The organism is Aliivibrio sifiae (assembly GCF_002954705.1).
Lineage (GTDB): Bacteria > Pseudomonadota > Gammaproteobacteria > Enterobacterales > Vibrionaceae > Aliivibrio > Aliivibrio sifiae_A.
On record NZ_MSCO01000001.1, the window covers coordinates 1,109,168 to 1,131,138 of the forward strand.

Sequence of the window (21,971 nt, forward strand, 5' to 3'; positions counted from 1 at the left end):
ATTTTAACGGTTGATTCCTCTCCACTGAATAGAGCAAGGAGGAGAAATGGAGGTTGATGCTAATAAACAGTGCACCATTCATTTTTCATGTCGATTAGGTGCCAATTATCACGTTGATTCGCTTCATCCATTGCTTTATCTAAATGACCAAAATTTGATTTACGATCGTATTTCCACTCACGATCTTCGTCAGTGTGATGGACGATCATTGCCATTGAGTTCGGCTGGCTTGTTGCCCATTGCATCATAGCCTGATCTCCATCAGAGTTACCAATCGCTAATACTGGCTTCTTACCGATGATATGCTGAATATTCTCCACTTTACCTGCTTTGTCATCGATAGTTAGGATCTCACCTTGTTTCGTTACTGTTGGATTACCATTATTGTAATCGTATTTGTATTTCAATGCGCTGCCGATGATTTGCTCTTCAGGAATACCATAGACTTCTGGTGCCCATGCACGCATAAAGTCAACGCCACCGCCAGAAACGATATAAGTTTTAAATCCATTATCTTGTAGATACGTGATCATCTCACGCATTGGCTTATACGTTAGCTCGGTATATGCTGTGTCGAAATGTGGGTCTTTTGCCACTTTTAACCATTGAGTTACTGTCTGTTCGTATTCTTCAATCGTCATACCACTGTGAGTTGCCATTACGATGTCGAGTAGCGCTTTTTCTCCTCCTGCAAACACACCTTTAATGTCGTTATTTAAAACAGATTTAAATGGTTCTTGTGTTTTCCATTCTGGATGTTCTTTTGCCATGCTTTTTACTTGGTCTAACGCAAAGGCGACTTGAAAGTAGTAAGGCTGTTCTGACCATAATGTTCCGTCATTATCGAATACAGCAATGCGATCTTGCTTTGGAATAAAGGTTTTTTGTGAGGTGTTGGTTGATTGTTTAACATAGTTCACAATTGCTGTTTTGCTGGTACCATCTTTCCATGAAGGCAGTAAATTTTGATCGCAATCCAAAGCCATCGTTGAAAAGGATAGGCTTGATAAGACTACTAGGGCACAGATTTTTTTCTTATTCATATAATTATTTACCTAAAGTTTGTATATATTTAAGGCTAAGCGCAAAGCTATATTGGTCTATTTGCAATATAACTATAGACTGGCTATAAAGCCGTTATGAAGATTAGCAATAAATATTATAAAAAAAGGTTATAAATGCCATTACGATCACACTGATCTTTGTTCCTCTCATTCATGCTCCCTGCTTTGCACGGACTTCTTAAATTCTATCCATGGTTGATGATATTTCATCAATCAATAGTTTTGCTGTATCGCTTTTTATTTGCAGTAACGTCATAAACAATAAATCGGTAATAACATTCTGAGCGGTTCTTGACGATATTGATGAACTGCGGAATTGCCTTTCATCTGCAATGGTATCAATACAGAAATTAGCGATTTTACGTAAAGGGCTTCTCTTTGTACTGGTTAACGCAATCACTATTGCTCCTTTATCTAGGGCTGTTTGTGCAGCCATTAAGCTCTCCTTTCGACTGCCAGAATACGAAATGACAATTTGAACGTCATTTTTGGTTAAGGCATTGGCCGTTGCAATTTGGACATGGCTATCTTGCTCAGCTAAGGCTGTCATGCCTATTTTTAACAGTTTAAAGGCGAGGTCTTTAGCGGTTAATGCTGAGCCTCCAATACCAACTATTTGAATTCGTTGTGCTTGATTAAGCAGGGTGGTGATGGTTTCAAACTCTGAGAAATCAATAGCATTGGTTGTTGCAATAAGCGCGTGGTTTTTTTCTTGTACTAGCTTTTGTGCGATTGTTAGAGAAGAGTCGTCACTATTTATTTTGTTATGAATTGGACGCTCAGGTTCTAGTATTGCGTGTTTTCGCCCTATATCTTCAATAATCGCCAGTTTAAAAGCAGTAAACCCTTTGAATCCAAGTCGTTGTGCCAGTTTTACAATACTTGATTGAGATACACCGACTTTTGCGGCAAGCGCTTGGCTTGAATATGAGCTAATTTCGGCAGGTTCATCAAGAATAAAATCCAAAATCTTTATTCCATTAGCAGATAAGCTGCTTCTTTGGTTTTGTATCTTTTCTAAAATACTCATAGTACCTATCTTTTTTGAATTAATTATTCCAAATTAATCGTTATTATTCTTTATGAATTTATTTTATTTAAGTTATTGATATTAAGTCTATAGTTTTATTTTTGGTGTCAGGCTCTTCTTATTGTTAATTTTATTTATTCCACCTATTCTGGAAGTTTAGAATAACTTTTGTTGTGATTTTGGTCACTAAATGGAATTTTTTATTCTTTATGATGACAACCATTGAAATTAAGAATTTATCTTTTTAAGAGAACCTAATAATGAAAATTGATTTAACTACATTAGTAACAGAAAGCCGTAATCAAGCCAGTGAGCAAATTGATGTGTTATCAACCGTTGATATGTTGACTGTGATTAATAAAGAAGATCAAAAAGTGGCGTTAGCGGTTGAAGTTATTTTGCCTCAAATCGCGGAAGTGGTTGATGCAATTGCAGCGGCCTTTCAATCTGGTGGGCGTTTGATTTATACCGGTGCAGGCACATCTGGTCGTTTGGGTATTTTAGATGCGAGTGAATGTCCTCCAACTTATGGCTCTAATCCTGATTTGGTTGTTGGCTTAATTGCTGGCGGTCACAAAGCCATTTTAAAGGCAGTAGAAAATGCAGAAGATAACCGTGAACTCGGTGCTTCAGATTTACAAGATCTAGGCCTTAATGAGAAAGACGTATTAGTAGGTATCGCAGCGAGTGGTCGTACACCTTACGTTCTTGGTGCAATGGAATACGCGAAATCAGTTGGGGCGACAGTTGCAGCATTAAGCTGTAATCCAAATAGCCCAATGACAGAGCTTGCCGATATTAACATGACCCCAGTGGTTGGCCCTGAAGTGGTGACGGGTTCTTCTCGTATGAAGGCAGGAACCGCACAAAAGTTAGTGTTAAATATGCTAACAACAGGTGCGATGATCCGTACAGGTAAAGTATTTGGTAACTTAATGGTTGATGTAGAAGCAACCAACGCAAAATTAGTACAGAGACAAAAAAATATTGTAATTGAAGCGACGGGCTGTGCAGAAGAAGAAGCCTCTACTGCGTTATCTCAATGTAATAATCACTGTAAAACCGCAATTCTTATGGTGTTGTCAGGACTAGACGCAAAAAGCGCGACAGAAAAACTAGCGCAACATAATGGATTTATTCGCGACGCTCTCGCTAACAGCTAATCAGACTGGGCAGATCTTCGTGGTCTGCCGCAGCATCTAGAAAGGAAAATGGCATGGCCAAGATAACAACATCAATGATACAAGAGATCTTAAATGCAATCGGTGGCAAAAATAATGTCATCAAATGCGGAAACTGTATGACACGTCTACGCTTAACGCTACATGATGACAGTCTTGCCAATCGAGATACTATCAAACGTATTTCAGGCGTAATGGGTTTAGTTGAAAGTGACGATCAATTTCAAATCGTTTTAGGTCCAGGTAAAGCACAAACTGCCGCTGAAATGATGAACGAGATGATGGAAGGGGATGAAGAAACTTCTGCGCCTATTACTGCTGAAAATAAAAACTTAAAAGATGTAGCTTCTGAACATAAACAGAAGATGAAAAAGAAACAAACCAGTGCGACTCAGCGATTTTTAAGTAAGTTCGCGACCATTTTTACCCCGTTAATTCCGGGTTTCATTGCTGCTGGTCTGTTGTTAGGTTTTGCGACACTGTTAGATCAAGTCTATGTAATGGGTAGTGAGTCACCAAATGCTAATTTGGTTGATTTGATCCTCTACATGAAAGTGTTTAGTAAAGGCTTATTTAGCTTTCTTAGTATCTTGATTGGTTACAACGCACAGCAAGCTTTTGGTGGTTCTGGTGTGAACGGGGCGATTTTAGCATCATTGTTTGTATTGGGTTATAACCCAGAAGCAACGACAGGCATTTATTCTGGTATGACGGATTTCTTTGGCCATGGTATCGACCCTAGAGGAAATATCATTGGAGTATTAATCGCTGCCATTATTGGTGCAGGTGTTGAGAACAAAGTACGTCAATACATGCCTGATAACCTAGATATGATCTTAACGTCGGTTGTTACGCTGTTGATTATGGGTGCGGTTACCTTTGTTGTGATCATGCCACTAGGCGGTGTGTTATTCCAAGGTATGTCTTGGTTGTTCATTAACTTGAATGGTAATCCATTTGGTAGTGCAATTTTAGCGGGTCTGTTTTTAATCTCGGTAATGTTTGGTATTCACCAAGGTTTTGTTCCTGTGTATTTTGCTTTAATGGATGCACAAGGGTTTAACTCATTGTTCCCAATCCTAGCAATGGCAGGTGCTGGTCAAGTTGGAGCATCATTGGCTCTTTATGCTAAAGCGGGTAAAGATGCGTTATTGCGTACTCAAGTTAAAGGCGCGATTATTCCCGGCTTCTTAGGTATAGGTGAACCATTAATTTATGGTGTGACATTACCAAGAGTTAAGCCATTTATTACGGCATGTATTGGTGGCTCAGCTGGGGGCTTCTTTATTGGATTAGTGTCGTACATGGGATTACCTGTTGGTTTGAATACGGTATTTGGTCCATCAGGTATTGTGGCTTTACCTCTAATGACATCAAGTGCAGGTATATTCGCCGGTATGATGGTGTTTGCTGCTGGTCTTGTGATTGCTTACGCTGTTGGTTTTATTGCAACGTGGTTCTTTGGTACAAAAAATGTAGATTTAAGCTAAACTTATTAAGTTAATTCATTAAATTAAGTACTTTCCCCTATAAGTACGTAAAGACCTTTCTGGTACCACAGAGAGGTCTTTTTTTGTTTTTTGTCTTGTCCTAAATGTGTAAACACATTTAGGACAAGACAATGTATTAAAGATGAAAAGCCAATGAGAAATTATTGGCTTTTTTATGCCTAGCTAACCAACAAGAATCGCGTACAATGCTTGCAATTCTCAATAGTTAGGAAAGCCAGTGGCTATCAAACCAACCATCTATAAATTTCGTGTTGCTCTAACGGACATGAACCGTGACCATTATGATTCAGTAAACTTAACCATCGCTCAGCATCCTTCAGAAAATGTAGAGCGTATGATGGCTCGAGTATTAGCATTTTGTTTGAATGCAGAAGAGCGCTTAACATTTACTAAGGGATTATCAGCGGTTGATGAACCCGATATTTGGGTTCGTGAATACGATGACACTATCTCATTGTGGATTGATGCTGGTGAGCCAGATCCTGAGCGTATGAAAAAAGCCTCACGTCAATCTAAAGTGACTAAAGTGTATAGTTTTAACTCAAAATCGGATGTGTGGTGGAAACAAAATCAAAGCAAATTTAGACAATACCCAGTTGATGTTGTTCGTTTTGATTGGGAGCAGATACAAGAGTTTTCTACATTCTTAGAAAGAACAATGGAATTCTCAGTGATGATTACTGGTGATTCGGCGTTTATTTCTACAGTGAAAGGTGATTGTGAAGTGACATGGGAAACATTGCAATCTGTTGACTAATATAGAAAGGGTAAAGAGTGTAATACTGCTATTTCCTTTTTAAAATCTAGTTCATAATGCCTTCTGTTATAACCATAGCAGAAGGCATTTTTTATGGAGTTTACTTTAATGGATTTTGGTTTGTTATTTGCGATAATCTTGATTTTCATTGGCTCATTTATACAAAGTGCGATTGGCTTTGGTTTGGCGATTGTAACCGCTCCTTTATTATTTCTAATCTCTCCTAATTATGTTCCTGGACCTATTGTTATTGTTGGGTTATTTCTTTCCATTATTAATGCTTATAAATATAAAGCGAATGTCTCTTTTCGTGGTTTAGGTTATGCTTTTTTAGGTAGAATTCCGGGGTCGGTATGTGGTGGTTTTTTACTTTATTATGTTGACTCAAAACTCTTGTCACTTTGGATTGGGGTTGTTGTATTACTTGCCGTTGCGGTGAGCTTATTGTCATTTCGTATTGAACCGAATAACTCAAGAATGACGGTTGCCGGGTTCTTTTCAGGTTTGTTTGGGACAAGCTCTGGTATTGGTGGCCCTCCAATGGCGTTATTATTACAGCATCAAGAGGCTAACCTGATTCGAGCTAATTTGTCGGCGTTTTTTGTTGTGAGTAGTGTTGTCTCATTAGCGATTCAAGTGCCTGCTGGGTACATGAGTCTGAATCACCTGTATCTTACTCTACCATTACTTCCCGCTTCGTTTATTGGCTATTTAGTGGCAATGAAAGTGGTCGACAAAATCGACAAAGATACGATAAGAAAAGTATCTCTAGTGATGTGTTCGATCTCTGGTATTGCTGCGATTTTATTGGCGCTAACATAAGGGTTAATCATTAAGACAACATTGATTTCTGACTTTGCCAATATGAGGATGATTTCATGCTCTCCGTTAGGAAATCAATGAATGCTCTCTGCAAGGGAGTAACTTGTTTTCGAGTTGCGTAAATAGCATAAACACTCAAGGTTTTTGGCTGCCACTCTGGTAATAATTGAATTAACTCTCCACGTTCAATTAAAGGTTGAACCGTCGGGAATGGTTGCTGGCTGATCCCATTGCCACGCAGTGTTGCAGAAAGTAAGATTTCAGAGAGATTTGCACTAATATTGCCTTGAATCGGAACGGACTCTGCTCCGTTTGGACCATCAAATACCCACGCAGAACGTCCAAAATAAGTATAAGAAAGGCAGTTATGCTGACTCAACTCTTGTACATTTTGAGGGACTTGGTGTTTTTCTAGGTATTTTGGTGAGGCACAAATGACAGATCTGCATTCACCTAATCGTTTAGCGACGACATTGGGTTCTAAATCATTCGTAATACGAATAGCCAAATCAATTCGAGATTCAACGATATTTACAGATTCATCAGTAGAAAGAATATCAACGGATGTTTCTGGCCACATTGTGACAAAACCATCGATAATATCAATTAGAAAACTGTCTATTAATGAATAGCTTGCTGTGATTCGGAGCTGGCCTTTTAGCTGTACTGTATTTTGGTTTCTAATTCCGTCCAAAGTGCCAGCCAATGCGAGTAGATTACGTGCTGCTTCAAGAGTTTCCTCTCCAGGGGTGGTTAAGCTCAGGCTTCTGGTTGTTCGATGAAGTAATCTTACGTCCATCCAACTCTCTAATTCAGCTAAATAACGTGACACTTTTGCCCGTGACATACCAAGATGCTCAGCCGCTGAGCTTAGGCTCTTCTGTTCAACAATAGTGACAAAAACATGTAATGCGGTCAGCCTATCCATAACAACCTACTCAATATTTATATGTTCGAAAAATGAAACAGTGAAAGTCAGATTATCGGGTATTTCAACGAAATACAATCTAATAACATGGTCTTTTAACAGCGACATATTTATTAAAATAATCTTAATTATACGTAGGTAATTTATGACTAAACTTTCTGCTATCACTTTAACGAGTACTTTTTTATTGATGAGCTATGCCTCGGCAGCTGATTTGCAATTGTCACCGTATAACCCAGGTAAAGAGGGGGTTTTTCCAACTACATCGGTTCTTGTTAGTGGAGAAAAGAATGCAATTTTATTCGATGCACAATTCAGTACTAACGATGGCTTCGCGTTAGTCAATAAGATTAAAGATCAGGATAAAAAGCTCAGTATGATTTATATCAGTGGTGGCGATCCAGATTATTACTTTGGACTACAACCGCTAGTAAAAGCATTTCCCGACGTAAAAGTAGTCGCAAGTGAATCTGTTGTTGAGCACATTAAGCAGACAATGGACATGAAATTGGCGTATTGGGGACCAATTTTAGGTGATGGTGCGCCAGCAGAGATTATCGTGCCAGAGGTATTAAACGATACAACGCTGATGCTTGATGGTAAAAAGATAGAAGTGAAAGAGATAAACACACACCAAGCTTATTTGTGGGTACCATCAGCGAAGGCTGTGTTTGGTGGTGTATCGGTTTCTTCTGGAATGCACGTTTGGACAGCAGATTCACAAACAAAAGAAGCAAGAAATGAGTGGTCACAATCATTAGAGAGAATGATGGCATTAGAGCCGGAGGTAGTTATTCCGGGGCACTATCTTGGAGATATACCGAAAAAGACTGAGGCCGTTTCGTTTACGCTTAACTATTTAAAACACTTTGAAGAGGCGTTATCTCAATCAAATAAATCTAAAAATGTCATTAAAACAATGAAAGGTCATTACCCATTGTTAGCTGGTGAAGAGGATTTGTCATTAAGCGCGAAAGTAAATACAGGTGAGATGGAATGGTAATTTGAATGATATTTTTAGGGATTTATGATGCTATTTCATATTTATGATATTTAACGTAAAAAAGGCTTTACCTAAAGTTAGCTTTAGGTATTAAGCTTGATTTCAAGTTTTGAATAATCACATTTAAATATGAAATAAGGTCATTGTATGAACCCAGAAAAACTAACGGCATACTTCAATCGAATAGGCTTTGTCGGTGAGACGGCAATAACTGAAGAGATCCTGAAAAAGATTCATCGTGCCCAGCATCGACATATTCCGTTTGAAAATATTGATGTAATCGACGGTAAAACCATTCTTTTATCGGACGACGCGATATACGACAAACTTGTTGTAAACAAACGAGGAGGCTATTGTCATGAGGTGAACGGTTTACTTCACACAGTGTTGAATATATTAGGCTTTGAAGTAAGAGCGTTGCTGGGCCGAGTTCATTTATCAGAAACACCGACAGGGCGTGGACATCGCGTTACATTAGCCGTTATTAATAATCAACACTGGTTGGTAGACGCGGGTTTTGGTCTTTTTACACCAAGGTCGCCATTACCTATTGTTTTTTATAAAGAACTGACGACGGACCTTCAGTGTTTCCGTTTTGTTCGTGATGAACGTTATGGTGTGATGCTGCAAATTAAAGATGAAGGTGAGTGGAAAAATACCTACAGTTTTGATATAGAGCATGTGTGCATGGGGGATTTAGAGTATGCAAATCACTATTCTTCAACTCATCCGAACTCTGTTTTTACGTCAAAATTAGTTATTGTTTTAGCGACTGAAGTCGGCAGTAATGTAATGGTAAATCAACAGTTGAAAATCAGAGTAGGCGATACGATTAAAGAAACGATTCTTGACGATGAGCAGGCGTATTTTTCAGCATTGAAAGAATACTTTGGTTTAAAGCCTAATATATCTTATCAAAAAGTTGAGCAGTATTTTTAGGCTAACTCTAATCATATTTGAGTTGGAGGTAGCTATGTTTATTCTGTTATGTTTTTTATAGCACCTTGAACCATATTCTGATCAAAAGATTGATAATATGTGGATGAATAAGCAAAAAACCGCTCTTAGATTGAGCGGTTTTTTGTATTTAGTGTTCGAGTTAATATCTGCGTATTTACAGGAAATATTAACTACAAAACTAGGTTAATTTGGCGAGTTCAGCCTTGTTTTAATCGCCGATTTAACATCTTCATTTGCTTGTAAAGTTTCTTCTTCGATCTTTTGGCGCATCAATGCATCAAAAGAAACACGGGCTTCTTGAGCAAGCTCAGACGCGGCTAGTTTTGCTTCTTTAGCTGTCATTGAGTCATCCGTTAATTGACGTAACTTCTCAATGATCTCATCAGGCGCATCGCCTAAATCAACGCTTGATTCTCCACGTGCTAATGCCTCTTTACGTAATTGTTTTTTCAGCATCCAAATTGCGTCGTTTGCTTCACGTTCTAGATCTGCCGCTTCAATTGCGTTATCACGTAGTTGTTCAAAGCGAGCCAATGCTTGGCCTTCTTTGCTCCAAGGGTCAACATCTGGTAAATCAGAGATATTGATTACTGGATCCACATAATTATCTTGGTGAGATAAGTCTAGCATTGCCGCTTTAACACCAGAGATCATTAGCATTACAGCGATAACCAATAGCGGTAAACCACCAACAATTGCTGCTGTTTGTAATGTAGCCAAACCACCCATAAACATTAATGCTGATGGCATAAATGATAGAGTGAAAGCCCAGAACAGACGGTTCCAACGCATTGGGTCTTCAGTCACGTTCGTTTGTACTACTGAGGCTAAAATATAAGAGATAGAGTCAAACGTGGTCGCGGTGAAAATCACACATAACAAGGTAAACAAAGCAATGACGAAAGTACTAAACGGCAGTGTTTCTAAAGTTGCGAAGATAGCACGAGTTGCGCCCTCAGAATTCAGAATTCCCACTACATCTAGCTCACCTGATAACTGCAGAGATAAACCGTAGTTACCTAGAATGATGAAGTACATTGAACAGCCTAAAGAGCCGAAGAATACCGCACCAGAAACCATTTGCTTAATTGTTCTACCGCGTGAAATACGTGCAACGAATAGACCCATGCTTGGTGCAAATACTAACCACCATGCCCAGTAGAAGATCGTCCAATCTTGTGGGAAATGAGTATCCTCAAATGTGCCCATACCACCAAAAGGTTCAGCCCAAGTTGCCATCACAAAGAAATTAGACAACATACGACCGATTGAATCTAAGCCTGTTTCCAGCATAAAGATGGTAGGGCCACAAACTAATACAAACAGCAGTAAACCTAGCGCACCCCAGAAATTAATGTTACTTAAAATCTTAATGCCTTTGTCCATACCCATGTAAGATGAGTAAGCAAAGATAGCGGTACATACCATCAATACTAAAATCTGGCTGCCAGTTGTTGCCGGAATACCAAATAAGTAGCTAATACCTTCGTTAATCAGTGGTGCTGCTAAACCTAAGGTTGTAGCCGCGCCGCCTAATAAACCAAAGATAAATAGTACATCAATGACTTTACCTAGTTTACCAAAGCTGTTTGCTTCGCCAATAACAGGCATTAAAGCAGCAGATACTTTGAGTACAGGTTGTTTACGTACATAGAAGAAGTAAGCAATTGGAATTGCAGGGATCATATAGATACACCACGCAATTGGACCCCAGTGGAACAAGCCATAAGTTGCCGCCCAGCGTACCGCTTCTTCACTGCCTGCTTCTAGTTGAAACGGGGGATTTTGATAGTAGTATGCCCATTCAATCGTACCCCAGTATAAAATACTGGCACCGATACCGCCACAAAATAGCATTGCAGCCCAAGACGCTAATGCAAATTCAGGTTTTTCATCTGGATCACCCAGCTTGATTTGACCGATATCAGAGAACACGATGTAAATCATGAAGAAAAATGCCGCTAAACCTAGAGCTAAATAAGCAAAGCCTAGTTTGTCGGTCATAAATGTTTTAGCTACGGCAATCCACTCAGCGCCTTCCGCTGGAAATACCAGTAAAGGAATAACAACCGCACAAAGCAGTAATATTGCGCCGAAAAAAGTGGGTTTATCGATAAGCTCGAAGTGTTTTTTCATTTTTATTGTCCGTAATAAAAACAGATTTAATTAAGTGCGCGCACCAATAATTCCCCGTGCTGAGGGGATCAGACGGGTTCAACTTAAATTAATAGAGTATAAATATTGTATGCGGACGGTTTTTTTGTGAGTAATGTAATGCTCGAAAGTTATCCAGATCACCATTAATGTGGATTGAAGATAAAATAGTGCTAATTGGTTCATCTGTCGACAAACTTATTTCTTTAATGTGTCAGAAATGTGATAAAGGTACCATAAATATTTCAGCTAAAAATCAGCAGTTTAGTAAGCATTCTAAACGGACTAAAAATCGTAATGCATTTATTTAGATATGACTTAATATTTTAGGTATTAATTTCAGGAATGTAAGCGTTTTTATTGGTTGGTGAAGAGTGTTATTTTTTGCGTAAACTTAATAGTGATCTAAAGAAAAATTGGCTTTACTACCGAGTAAAGCCAAATTTATTATTTCAGTTATTGTAATGAATTGACACTTGGAGCTTTCCAAAAACCATTTAAAATATCTTCATCTGGGCCGTAAGTTCTAATTACTGTCCAAAATGGTCCTTCTGGTGCAGGTAACCAATTTGTTTTTTTATTCTCAGGTTTTTTACTTGATATATGGAATGTGATCGACCCGTCGTCATTTTCTATTAAATCAGGAGTATCATTGTTGAATGAGTACCGGTTATCTGGATTTTCAACCAATAAACGTTCCGGTAATTTATACATAGTAAATGACCAGAAATATTTGACTGGAGGCATATTATTCGCGGGTAAGGTCAATTCATATTCATTCTTAGTGGCATCTAATAAATTTCCTTTATTGTCTTCTGCTATCGTGAAATAAACGGCTTGGTCTTTAGTATTACCAAATATACCGACGTAAACGCCCATTGCTCGACTGATATAATCATCTTTTAAATTTTCACGAGTTTGGAATAATTTGGATGGTTCAATAGGCTCATTACTTATTTCTTTCATTTGCAATCTAGCTAAAAGCAATCCTTTTTGCATTGCGTTTAGTTGTTCATTTGATAAAGATTCTTTCTGCCAAGGTTTACCTGGTTCAATACCGAGTAATTCTAACTTTGCATAAATATCTTTATCTAACGAGTTAGGTTTTACATACTGAAGGATGAATGCAACATAATTCCAATATTGTTCAGTGTTTTCTATTCCTTCTTTCCATTCAGGATATTCAATTTTAGGAGCATCTTGTGGCGCTTCTTTATTTAGGTATTGGCTAAGTGGTTGAAGTTTTAGCTTATCTTTAATTTCTTTTACTCGATCTATATCATTATCTTCGCCCATTAACTGAACGCGAGTTAATGTACCTAGAAACTCTGATTCACCTTGGATCACACGGTCGATATTTGGTGGAGTGTCACCTTGCCAGTTTGGCCCTGCGAGCATCACGACTTCACCGTCGTTTCCATCATTTACAGAGCCAACATTATCTAATACAAAACCCCACATATCGTCCCATTGACTAGTGAAAAATCGGTCTTTTTCTATTTTAGGGATCGTTAATACCCAAGGTTCAGTTCGTAAATCAACCCAAGCATAGGAATATGGAGTATCTAAATTTGGGGTTACGATATCTTTATCTTCAGGGGTCGCTAAACCAAGATGTAACCATTGCCCCATGCCTCCCGTCTTTATTGCTTGCATATACATGGTGCGATAATTCATGACTAAAGGAAAAGTGAATGTATAAGCTTCTTTAGCAAACTGAGCTGTTAATTGATTTTGCAATTGGTTGCTTAATTGTTCGATGCTTTGAGCCGATGAAGAAACTCCTTGTGAGGTAGTAGTAGCAAAGCTGGAAGGGGAAAAACTAATCATACCTAACAGTATGGAGGCAGTTAACCATTTAATTTTCATTATGTATCTCCAAAATAACATTGTTTGAGTTAAGGGGGCGAAGAGGCACCATTAATTTATAGTCGCGATTCAGACTAGTTTCAATAAGATGAAGTAGAATATAAAGACAGGTTACAGGATTTTTTCGGAAAGAAAGTTGACTGTTGAATGAAAATAATTCATTTTGCTCGTGTGGTCTTTATTTCAGGGAATTAGGTATGTATAAGAATGTGGATTTAAATTTATTACGGACGTTAATACTTATTCATGAGCACAAAAGTTTAAAGCTAGTGAGTAGAAAATTAGGTAAGTCAGAAAGTGCAGTAAGTAAACAATTAACTAAATTAAGAGAGCAGTTAGGAGACATTTTATTTGAACGTTCTCATGCGAGTTTAGAGCCTACTCATTATACGTTAACGGTTATTCCTCAGATCAAAGTATTATTAGAATCGATTGATAATGTACTTGAAATAAAATCTTTTGACCCTTTAAATTATACGGCTGAAATTAATATAGCCATCCCATCTGTTTTGAATGGAAAAGACGGAGCTGAAATTTATCAAAAAATTAAAGCAAGCTTTCCGAATGCTTATTTAAGAGTCATTAATTGGGATTCTTCAACAATAGAAAAACTAGCATTAGGAGAAGTAACCCTTGGGATGCACTATTGGAATGACGATAGAGCGTCTGATGTTTACCAACAACACATAATGACAGATACGATGGTTATTGCGATCGCAAAAGGTTACTCGAATCATTGGGAAAGCGTAAAAAACAAACCGTTTATTAAGTTAATTAGTCATGGTTGGAATGATCAACGCTTTCGCTATATCGAGCATATAAGAAAACAAGGAATAAAGCTTAATTTTGATTATGAGGTTGATAATATTAATTTAGCTAAAGAACTATTATTGAATAATGATATTGCTTGGATTTTACCAAGTAGGCTTTTATCTGATGATTTAGAGATTGTTGATATGCCTGAGCAGATGAAATTAGATTTACATTTAGCAACGAGTGTAAGGTTAAGTGATCGTTCAAACCCTTTACACCGCGAGCTCTTAAGCATTATTAGATCTATTTTTATTAACGAGCTACATTAAAAGATGACGCTGTATATTTAGATGCATTAACCGTATTCTTGGTTAGAATCTACTGTGATTTATCAAACAGTTGCATTTTTGTTTTTAATGAGCGTATTCTACGAATAGATAACTAATTATAAATAGGGATGTATCATGATTTATCCTTTCACAAAAAAAGACTCAACGGTTTATAACTATTTCTCTGATGTTATTGCTGACCCGTATCGTTGGTTAGAAGACGACAGAAGCGAAGAAACAGAAGCGTGGGTAAATAAGCAAAATGACGTCACCTTTGATTATCTTTCTCATGTCGGTTTTCGTGATGATATTCGCGCTTTAATCGCAAAAGGTCAGGATTACCAAAAAACCTCACAGCCATTCAAGCGTGGTGATGATACTTACTTCTATCAAAATGACGGTTTACAAAATCAGAGTGTTTTGTATCGCTCTAAAGAAGGCGGAGAGATAGAAGTCTTTCTTAATCCAAATACCTTCTCAGAAGAGGGGACAACGTCATTAGGCTCGGTAAGTTTCTCTAAAGACGCATCACTTGTGGCGTATTCGATATCAGAAGCAGGGAGTGATTGGCGTAAAATTTTCGTATTAAATACCGAAACCAAAGAACAAATTGAAGCACCGATTATAGATACGAAATTTACTGATATCTCATGGTTAGGATCTAAAGGTTTTTATTACTCTAGCTATGATAAACCGACCGGCAGTGAGTTATCAGCACGGACTGATCAACATAAACTCTATTTTCATGAAATCGGTAAACCTCAATCTCAAGATGAAATCATTTTTGGATCTAAAGAAGAAGAGAAGCACCGTTACGTCAGTGGGTATACAACAGAAGACGATGCGTATTTGATCATTACGGCTGCAACATCGACATCAGGTAACAAGCTGTTTATTGAGCGATTAGGCGTTAATAATCCAACACGAATTACCGTTTTAGCTCATACTAATTCAGATACGTATGTGATAGAAAATGAAGATTCTCAGTTATTAATGTTTACTAATTTAGATGCACCAAATGGCAAGGTGGTTTCTTATAATGCAATAACCTGTGATTGGAAGGATATTATCCCAGAACAATCACAGCCTCTTGAGGTAAGCGCTGGTGGTGGAACGCTGTTCGCAAGTTATATGGTCGATGTGTTAAGCCAAGTGAAACAATATGACTTCTCAGGTAATTTATTAAGAGAGATTGAATTACCTGGTAAGGGACAAGTAACGGGATTCTCAGGTAAAAGAGAGCAAACTGATCTGTTTTTTACTTTCACTAACTATGTAACCCCACCTACGATTTATCAATTTGATGCAAAGACAGGCTGTACTGAATTGTATTTGGCTTCGGCATCACCGTTTGATAATGAGAAGTTTGAGTCAACTCAAGTGTTCTACACATCAAAAGATGGCACTCGAATTCCTATGATTATCTCGCATAAAAAAGGGATAGTTTTAAATGGTAAAAATCCAACTATTCTTTATGGTTACGGTGGCTTTAATGTCAGTCTAACGCCGAGCTTTAGTGGGGTAATGGCCAGTTGGTTAGAGCTTGGCGGTGTTTATGCAATCCCAAATATTCGCGGTGGCGGTGAATACGGAAAAGAATGGCACAATGCCGGAACACAACAGAAAAAACAGAATGTATTTGATGACTTTATTGCAGCGGCAGAATATTTGATTGAATCTGGTTACACCGATTCAGAGCATTTAGCTATTCGTGGTGGATCAAATGGTGGGCTATTAGTCGGTGCCTGTATGATTCAGCGACCTGAGTTATTTAAAGTCGCCTTGCCTGCGGTAGGTGTGTTGGATATGCTTCGTTACCATACCTTCACATCTGGAGAGGGGTGGGCGTATGATTTTGGCACCTCAGCCCAAAGTGAAGAAATGTTTAATTATCTACTAGACTATTCACCCGTTCATAACGTGAAAGAGGGCGTTGAATATCCAGCGACCTTGGTGACGACAGCGGATCATGATGATCGCGTTGTTCCTGCGCACTCTTATAAGTTCATTTCAGAGTTGCAAGCCAAGCAATTGGGTGAGAACCCTGTATTGATCCGCATTGATGTTAATGCTGGTCATGGAGCAGGAATGCCAATTTCAAAATCGATCGACTTAATGGCGGATGTTTACGCATTTACCTTGAGTAATATGAAGGTGAATCCGTTTGAGTAACTGGTTAGTTTATCGTTTTAATTATCCCTCTATGAATTAACGATATATATCTTTAGTCATTAATATTAAAACCGTATGCAGATTTGTGTGCGGTTTTTTGAATTTATCTTTATTATTCAAATTGTTAGGATTTGTCTGTGAGCAGGTTTTTATTACAGAAAAATAAAGTTCGAGTGACATAACAGTAATTAACATTATGATGTGTTGTCGATCGCATGAATGTTTGTTTTATGTTGGTAATGTTATCCAATTGATAAAGAATAACTCCGATAAATATAACCAATTAAATATATACGGAGATATTATGAACTTTCCAAAAACGTTGCTGGCTAGTGTTATCGCCTTGTCATTATCGGCATGTGGTGGTGATTCTTCATCGGATAATGACGCAACCACGCCAAATGAAACTAATATTACTCATGTAGGTAAAGCAGCAGATGGTTACTTACAATATGCAAATGTCTGCTTAGACTTAAATAACAATAAATCTTGTGATAATGAGGAACCCTCTGCAGCCACTGATGAAAATGGTTCATTTAGTCTTGATGTCACTCAAGAACAATTAGATCTTCATCATTTACTTGTCGAAGTCATTGCTAATCAGACCATTGATAGCGATGCTCCTGGTGTTTTATTAACCAAAGGCTATTCATTGACTGCTCCAGGTGGTTCTGATTTTGTCAGTCCAATAAGTACTTTTATTCAAAATCAAATTGAAAAGGGAAATTCTGTTGAAGAGGCTATTCAATTTGTTCAAGCTCAACTAGGTACAGATCTCGATATTACAAAAGACTACATTGCAGAAAAGCAAAACACTTCATTAAGTGATGCAGAAAAAGCAGAGTTTGAAAAACTACATAGAGTTGCTCAAGTTACTGCGACAATTTTGGCGGATAAATTGGATGAATTAAAAGATTCAGCCGCACAAAATGGTATTTCAGACAAAGATCTAATAAATGTTATTACTGAAGAAGTGAGCAACGCTGCCTCGAATATTGCTTCAAGTATTCAATCTTCGGGTGATGCTTTTGATGTAAATAATGTGGCTAGTAATGTGAAAAATGATCATATAGAGATCACTAGCGATAATCTTCAAGATAAAATCGATGTGAATAATGCAGATAGAGATTCGAAGGACGCAAGTGTAGCTGCTCTTGCTGAGAACGGAGGCTTACTCTGGCTAGGAAGTGAAACAGGAAATTCGCCACGATTAGAGTACGGTGTTATTACGATGGATCGCGATAATGATGTTAGCGAAGAAATATATTTCTCTAACGCCGATTTTGATGGCTTTGATTTACAAGTTTCAGATTCGTCAGTGAACCTTCAACGTGCACTAGTTGCGGATGGTTGGGTTACAGCTGATGATACTATCGTTACTATTGAATCAAGACCAGATGGAACAGAGACATTAGTTACGGCAACACGAGATTTATCCCTTAAAGCCAGCATGAAGAAGGTGGATGTATCAGGTCTTAATGTTAAAAAAATCTTAGCGAAAACTGCCGATGATGCTGTTTGGACAAGTCTCTACGCAGATACTCTCGATTTCCCTCAAAGTACTTACGCGTATAACTTAAAAATTCAGCCCGAGATTGAGTCTTATTTCACATTTAATGAAGGCAATTGGTGTACTGAAGAGCAAAAAGAAGAGCGTGGTGGAATGTGTAACTCGGTTGCCGTGGAGACTGGGGTTGGCCCGGGAGCGCCAGCTACTGCGCTTGAGCAAATTTTCAAAGACGTGGCTGATGGTGACGTAAATGCGACGGCAATCATGGCTGGTATTTCAAACGGAGGTATCCTTGCTGAAATCGTTGCCGGTGGTGTCGTTAATTTTTATACATGGGACTACATGAATCCAGTTTCAGATGTTGTGGCCATTGGACATTGGGAAGATATGAATTCTTACGGAAAAGTAATCAGAAAGGTTACGGCTCCTGAAGCGTTAATGAATCGAGATGATATTACATGGAACAACTTTAACCGAGAAGATGGAACTCTTTATCTAACGGTAGTTGAAGGATTTGTACGTGTTGCAGGGGAAGTATCACTTGAACTTGAAGAAGAATACGTCTTTGGCGCTAATACGCTTCAATTTTTGAAGGACAATTTACCAAAAGCACTCACTTTTAATGCCTGTTTAGCAAGCTTAGAAGATGCAAGTTATGTATTAGAATCAGGCCATACAATCACTTATAGTGCACAAAAATCTGTTGCTTGGGTTAATGATGGTGCGTTAACTGAGTATATTGAAACAAAGGAGTACATGGGGAACGATTTCTCATGGGCGACAGCGTATAATAATGTATATGACATGCCTGCTTGGGTTGCGGCTACAAATGAAAGTTTAGAGAAAACCCGATTTAAATCTCATGATGCTGATTTTACGTTACTTTCAATGGAAGATTTCTATTACGACGCAGATTACTATTATGGTGCAGAGGGGTTAAATGCTGATGGATATTTTGGTGGATGGGGTAGTCTAACTGCTACTTTACCAGTGAAAAAATCAAGCTCGTCTAAGCTTCTTAATTACGTTTATGCTAACTCGTATGAGAAAGTGTCACTAGCTTCAATTAAAAACTTGAATCTTAACGGTGGCTCTTTTAATGAGCTTGAGCGCAATATAATTAGTTACTCTGAAACCTTTGAAGGGAAAGAATCTATTACGGTTGAAGCGGGTACATTTGATGCTTGTAGAGTAACAGAAAAGGTATTTGTTGGTGATTTGGTTGATGTAAATACTCGTTGGTACATTAATCGTGGTTATATTAAGCAAGAAATGGCAGCTCCATCATGGGCACCAATTTATAATCGCGAAGCTCTGTATATTCCATTATTAGATTAGAACCATCATATCGCAATAGTTAAACTTTACTTCAAGCGCTCCTATTTGGAGCGTTTTTATTGGGCTTCTTAAAGCATAAGTTAAACATCCCACTTGAAAGTCTATTGGGGAATATCAATACACCAAGTAATTACATATTTAGGCGTAATCGTTATTGCTAGTTGTACTTGAGATAGTATTTTGCTAAAAAACGCGCATAATCTTGCTATACAACACTTAAAGAGAAATTACTCATGACTGATTTTCAATATTACTTTCATCAATTACCTTGTTTTAAGTGTAAAAAAGCTAAAGTAAACACCGATCTTGGTTGGTTAACTGCCGCGATGAAAGATGATGTCGTAGCACAAATGACAGCTATTATTGCTCAAGATAACGTTGAGTCTGAGCTTTCAGTCAACGTAACTTGTACTAAAGACGAAGCTCGTGATTACTTGCTACTGAATTTCTATGGTTACTCAGAAGAAAAACTAGCAGATCAAGTTAAAGCGGAAGATGAGAAAGAAGTAGCGAATGAAATCACCGAGTTACTGGAAGAAGGTAACGATAGTGTAGTGTTTGAGCACGAGATCGTTCTACAAAGCTGTACTGATTGTGACGTTGATTAAGCGTTAAATCAGGTCTAATACCAATTAGAGTCATTATCTGTTCATTATTACTGGTTAAATTACTTAATGATTGTGTAATAAATAGACCATCTAATTAATTACATTGGTATAAAAGCTATAATAAAAAGCAGAATGAGCATCAAGCTTCATTCTGCTTTTGGGTTTAAGTCAGATGATTCTTATTAATTGAACTTAATGTTGCTTAATCAATTCAGGAGCTTCAGATTGTGAACTTGTCATCATGCGATTCAGTTTTGGTGCTGTGATTGCCATTACAATAGCAACCGCTAGAGTAATAAAGCCAATGTTTTGGAATAACTCAGTGTAAACAGGCAATGTATCTAGAGGATCAGTAAGATGCTCTGGTGTCGCGCTAAACGTAGCAACATAGCCACCAATAATAAATGAGGCCGCTTGAGTTAAGAACCATGCTCCCATAGTAAAGCCCATCAAGCGTTGTGGTACTAAGCTAGCAACCATCGCAAGGCCAAGACCACTGATCATTAGTTCACCTAAACTTTGGAATAAATAAACTAGAACCATCCACCAAACAGAGACCATACCTGCTTGGTCTGCAAACCAGTTCCCCGCAGCTGCTACAGATAAGAAACCGAATGCGCTCATAAACATACCAACCGTAAATTTACCTGGCATGGATAAGTCTTTATTTTTATTTCCATAATATGTATATAAGTAAGCCAAAATAGGACTACAAAATACAACCCAAAATGGATTTAGTGCTTGTAAACTAACAGGGTTAATATCTATACCGAACAGTTCAGTATGAACGTTATTAATTGCAAAGAAGTTTAATGATGTTGGCATTTGTGCGTATAACACATAGAAAATAATCGCTTGTAGCATAAGAATGAAAGCGACGATCATTTTGTTACGTTGTTCACCTGTTTCTTTGAATGTTTCTTTTAAGAAGAAGCCAACGACACCAACACCGATCACACCTAATGCTAAGTTTGCCATCATAATATTTTGCAACAACCATGCACAAACTAGGGTAGAGGCAACAGTGCCGATCAAAACAATTAACGCTTTGATTTTATTCAATGGTTGAGAATCTGGTTCTGAACCTATCCCTTGTACAGTACTACGAAGAGAAAAATAGCTAAATAGACTAGCGATTAATCCTAAACCACAAAGAAGAAAGGCATATTCATAACCGTAATTATTCGCAATAACAGGGCTTAAAGAAAGAGAAACAAGGGAGCCAATGTTGATAGACATATAATAAAGAGTAAATGCACCATCTAAACGGGAATCACCTTTTTCATAACACTTAGCTAATAGGCTCGATGGGTTTGCTTTGAATAACCCATTACCAACAGCAATAGCACCAAGGGCTAAATAGATAAAGTTAGGATTTAAAATCGAAAATCCCATTAAAAAATAGCCGAGAGCAAGAACGACAGCACCAAAGACCATGGTGCGTTTAGTTCCTAGAACATAATCTCCGACGTAGCCACCGACAGAGACAAGTCCATATACTAAAGCTGCAAAGGCACCAAAAGTAACAAAAGAGTCTTGCATACTAAAGCCGAGTTTATCGACAAAGTAGACAGCGAGTATGCCTTGAAGTCCGTAGTAGCCAAACCGTTCCCATAATTCAATGAAAAATATCATCTTAAATGGTTTTGGTTGGTTTAATATACTTGTTTTGTTGTCCATATTAGTTATTTCACCTGGCTGTTTATTATTGTGAAGGCATTAAAGACTAATTTTGGTGGTTAGAACGTGATATTAGTTTGCTTTGTGATTTTCTCTCTGTGATTCATATCGCATTAGATTAAATATTTTAATAATTAACGATTAGATAAATTTAATTGAGCAGGATAATTAGGTATCTATTAGGTTAAGTAAGTTGCTGAAAGGTTAGGGTTTAACGTTAATTGTGTAATCTTATTCTGTTTAGATGCCATAAAGTGCATTAGATTTGCTAATTAATGTCGGTTATTTTTTTAACGCGTATA

16 protein-coding genes are annotated in these 21,971 nt (G+C 37.8%); 10 read left to right on the top strand and 6 right to left on the bottom strand.

Annotated elements, in window-relative coordinates; translation table 11 throughout:
* Positions 1 to 59: 59 nt before the first annotated feature.
* Entirely contained in the window at positions 60 to 1,043 is a 984-nt protein-coding gene (locus BTO22_RS04985; protein ID WP_105054538.1) for an HAD family hydrolase, read from the bottom strand.
* Between the two features lie 199 nt (positions 1,044 to 1,242).
* Positions 1,243 to 2,094: an SIS domain-containing protein gene (locus BTO22_RS04990; RefSeq protein ID WP_105054539.1), complete on the bottom strand. Its 852-nt coding sequence runs from the start codon at positions 2,092 to 2,094 to the stop codon at positions 1,243 to 1,245.
* Positions 2,095 to 2,354: 260 nt separating this feature from the next.
* Here BTO22_RS04990 and murQ point away from each other — a divergent pair, with 260 nt between their 5' ends.
* The 4 genes from murQ (at position 2,355) to BTO22_RS05010 (ending at position 6,365) form a co-directional block, all read left to right on the top strand.
* Complete coding sequence (gene murQ, locus BTO22_RS04995) at positions 2,355 to 3,257, top strand: N-acetylmuramic acid 6-phosphate etherase (protein WP_105054540.1); 903 nt, start codon at positions 2,355 to 2,357, stop codon at positions 3,255 to 3,257.
* A gap of 53 nt (positions 3,258 to 3,310) precedes the next feature.
* Positions 3,311 to 4,765, top strand: coding sequence for a PTS N-acetylmuramic acid transporter subunit IIBC (murP, locus tag BTO22_RS05000; protein WP_105054541.1), 1,455 nt, complete (start codon positions 3,311 to 3,313; stop codon positions 4,763 to 4,765).
* Between the two features lie 238 nt (positions 4,766 to 5,003).
* Positions 5,004 to 5,543, top strand: coding sequence for a YaeQ family protein (locus BTO22_RS05005; protein WP_105054542.1), 540 nt, complete (start codon positions 5,004 to 5,006; stop codon positions 5,541 to 5,543).
* A gap of 93 nt (positions 5,544 to 5,636) precedes the next feature.
* The gene (locus tag BTO22_RS05010) at positions 5,637 to 6,365 is read left to right on the top strand and encodes a sulfite exporter TauE/SafE family protein (RefSeq protein ID WP_181044565.1); all 729 of its coding nucleotides are present in this window, start codon (positions 5,637 to 5,639) and stop codon (positions 6,363 to 6,365) included.
* A 10-nt stretch (positions 6,366 to 6,375) separates the two neighbouring features.
* Here BTO22_RS05010 and BTO22_RS05015 read toward each other — a convergent pair whose 3' ends face one another.
* Positions 6,376 to 7,293: a LysR family transcriptional regulator gene (locus BTO22_RS05015; RefSeq protein WP_105054543.1), complete on the bottom strand. Its 918-nt coding sequence runs from the start codon at positions 7,291 to 7,293 to the stop codon at positions 6,376 to 6,378.
* Positions 7,294 to 7,438: 145 nt separating this feature from the next.
* Between BTO22_RS05015 and BTO22_RS05020 the strand changes: the two genes are divergently transcribed.
* Entirely contained in the window at positions 7,439 to 8,296 is an 858-nt protein-coding gene (locus tag BTO22_RS05020; protein ID WP_105054544.1) for a Vmh family MBL fold metallo-hydrolase, read from the top strand.
* A 147-nt stretch (positions 8,297 to 8,443) separates the two neighbouring features.
* The gene (locus BTO22_RS05025) at positions 8,444 to 9,235 is read left to right on the top strand and encodes an arylamine N-acetyltransferase family protein (RefSeq protein WP_105054545.1); all 792 of its coding nucleotides are present in this window, start codon (positions 8,444 to 8,446) and stop codon (positions 9,233 to 9,235) included.
* A 204-nt stretch (positions 9,236 to 9,439) separates the two neighbouring features.
* Here the strand turns inward: BTO22_RS05025 and BTO22_RS05030 are convergent, their stop codons facing one another.
* A complete protein-coding gene (locus BTO22_RS05030) occupies positions 9,440 to 11,392 on the bottom strand; it encodes a BCCT family transporter (RefSeq protein ID WP_105054546.1) in 1,953 nt (650 codons plus the stop codon).
* A gap of 474 nt (positions 11,393 to 11,866) precedes the next feature.
* Complete coding sequence (locus BTO22_RS05035; protein WP_181044566.1) at positions 11,867 to 13,279, bottom strand: DUF1254 domain-containing protein; 1,413 nt, start codon at positions 13,277 to 13,279, stop codon at positions 11,867 to 11,869.
* A gap of 197 nt (positions 13,280 to 13,476) precedes the next feature.
* Between BTO22_RS05035 and BTO22_RS05040 the strand changes: the two genes are divergently transcribed.
* The 4 genes from BTO22_RS05040 to BTO22_RS05055 all read left to right on the top strand — a co-directional run bounded on the left by BTO22_RS05040 (position 13,477) and on the right by BTO22_RS05055 (position 19,989).
* Positions 13,477 to 14,361, top strand: a complete 885-nt coding sequence (locus BTO22_RS05040) for a LysR family transcriptional regulator (RefSeq protein WP_105054548.1) — start codon at positions 13,477 to 13,479, stop codon at positions 14,359 to 14,361.
* Between the two features lie 135 nt (positions 14,362 to 14,496).
* Complete coding sequence (locus BTO22_RS05045; protein ID WP_105054549.1) at positions 14,497 to 16,533, top strand: prolyl oligopeptidase family serine peptidase; 2,037 nt, start codon at positions 14,497 to 14,499, stop codon at positions 16,531 to 16,533.
* Positions 16,534 to 16,837: 304 nt separating this feature from the next.
* Entirely contained in the window at positions 16,838 to 19,381 is a 2,544-nt protein-coding gene (locus BTO22_RS05050) for a hypothetical protein (protein ID WP_105054550.1), read from the top strand.
* Positions 19,382 to 19,614: 233 nt separating this feature from the next.
* Positions 19,615 to 19,989, top strand: a complete 375-nt coding sequence (locus BTO22_RS05055) for a hypothetical protein (protein WP_105054551.1) — start codon at positions 19,615 to 19,617, stop codon at positions 19,987 to 19,989.
* Between the two features lie 192 nt (positions 19,990 to 20,181).
* Here BTO22_RS05055 and BTO22_RS05060 read toward each other — a convergent pair whose 3' ends face one another.
* Positions 20,182 to 21,669 carry an oligopeptide:H+ symporter gene (locus BTO22_RS05060; RefSeq protein ID WP_061002206.1) on the bottom strand — a complete coding sequence of 496 codons (1,488 nt, stop codon included), beginning with the start codon at positions 21,667 to 21,669 and terminating at the stop codon, positions 20,182 to 20,184.
* Positions 21,670 to 21,971: the final 302 nt, after the last annotated feature.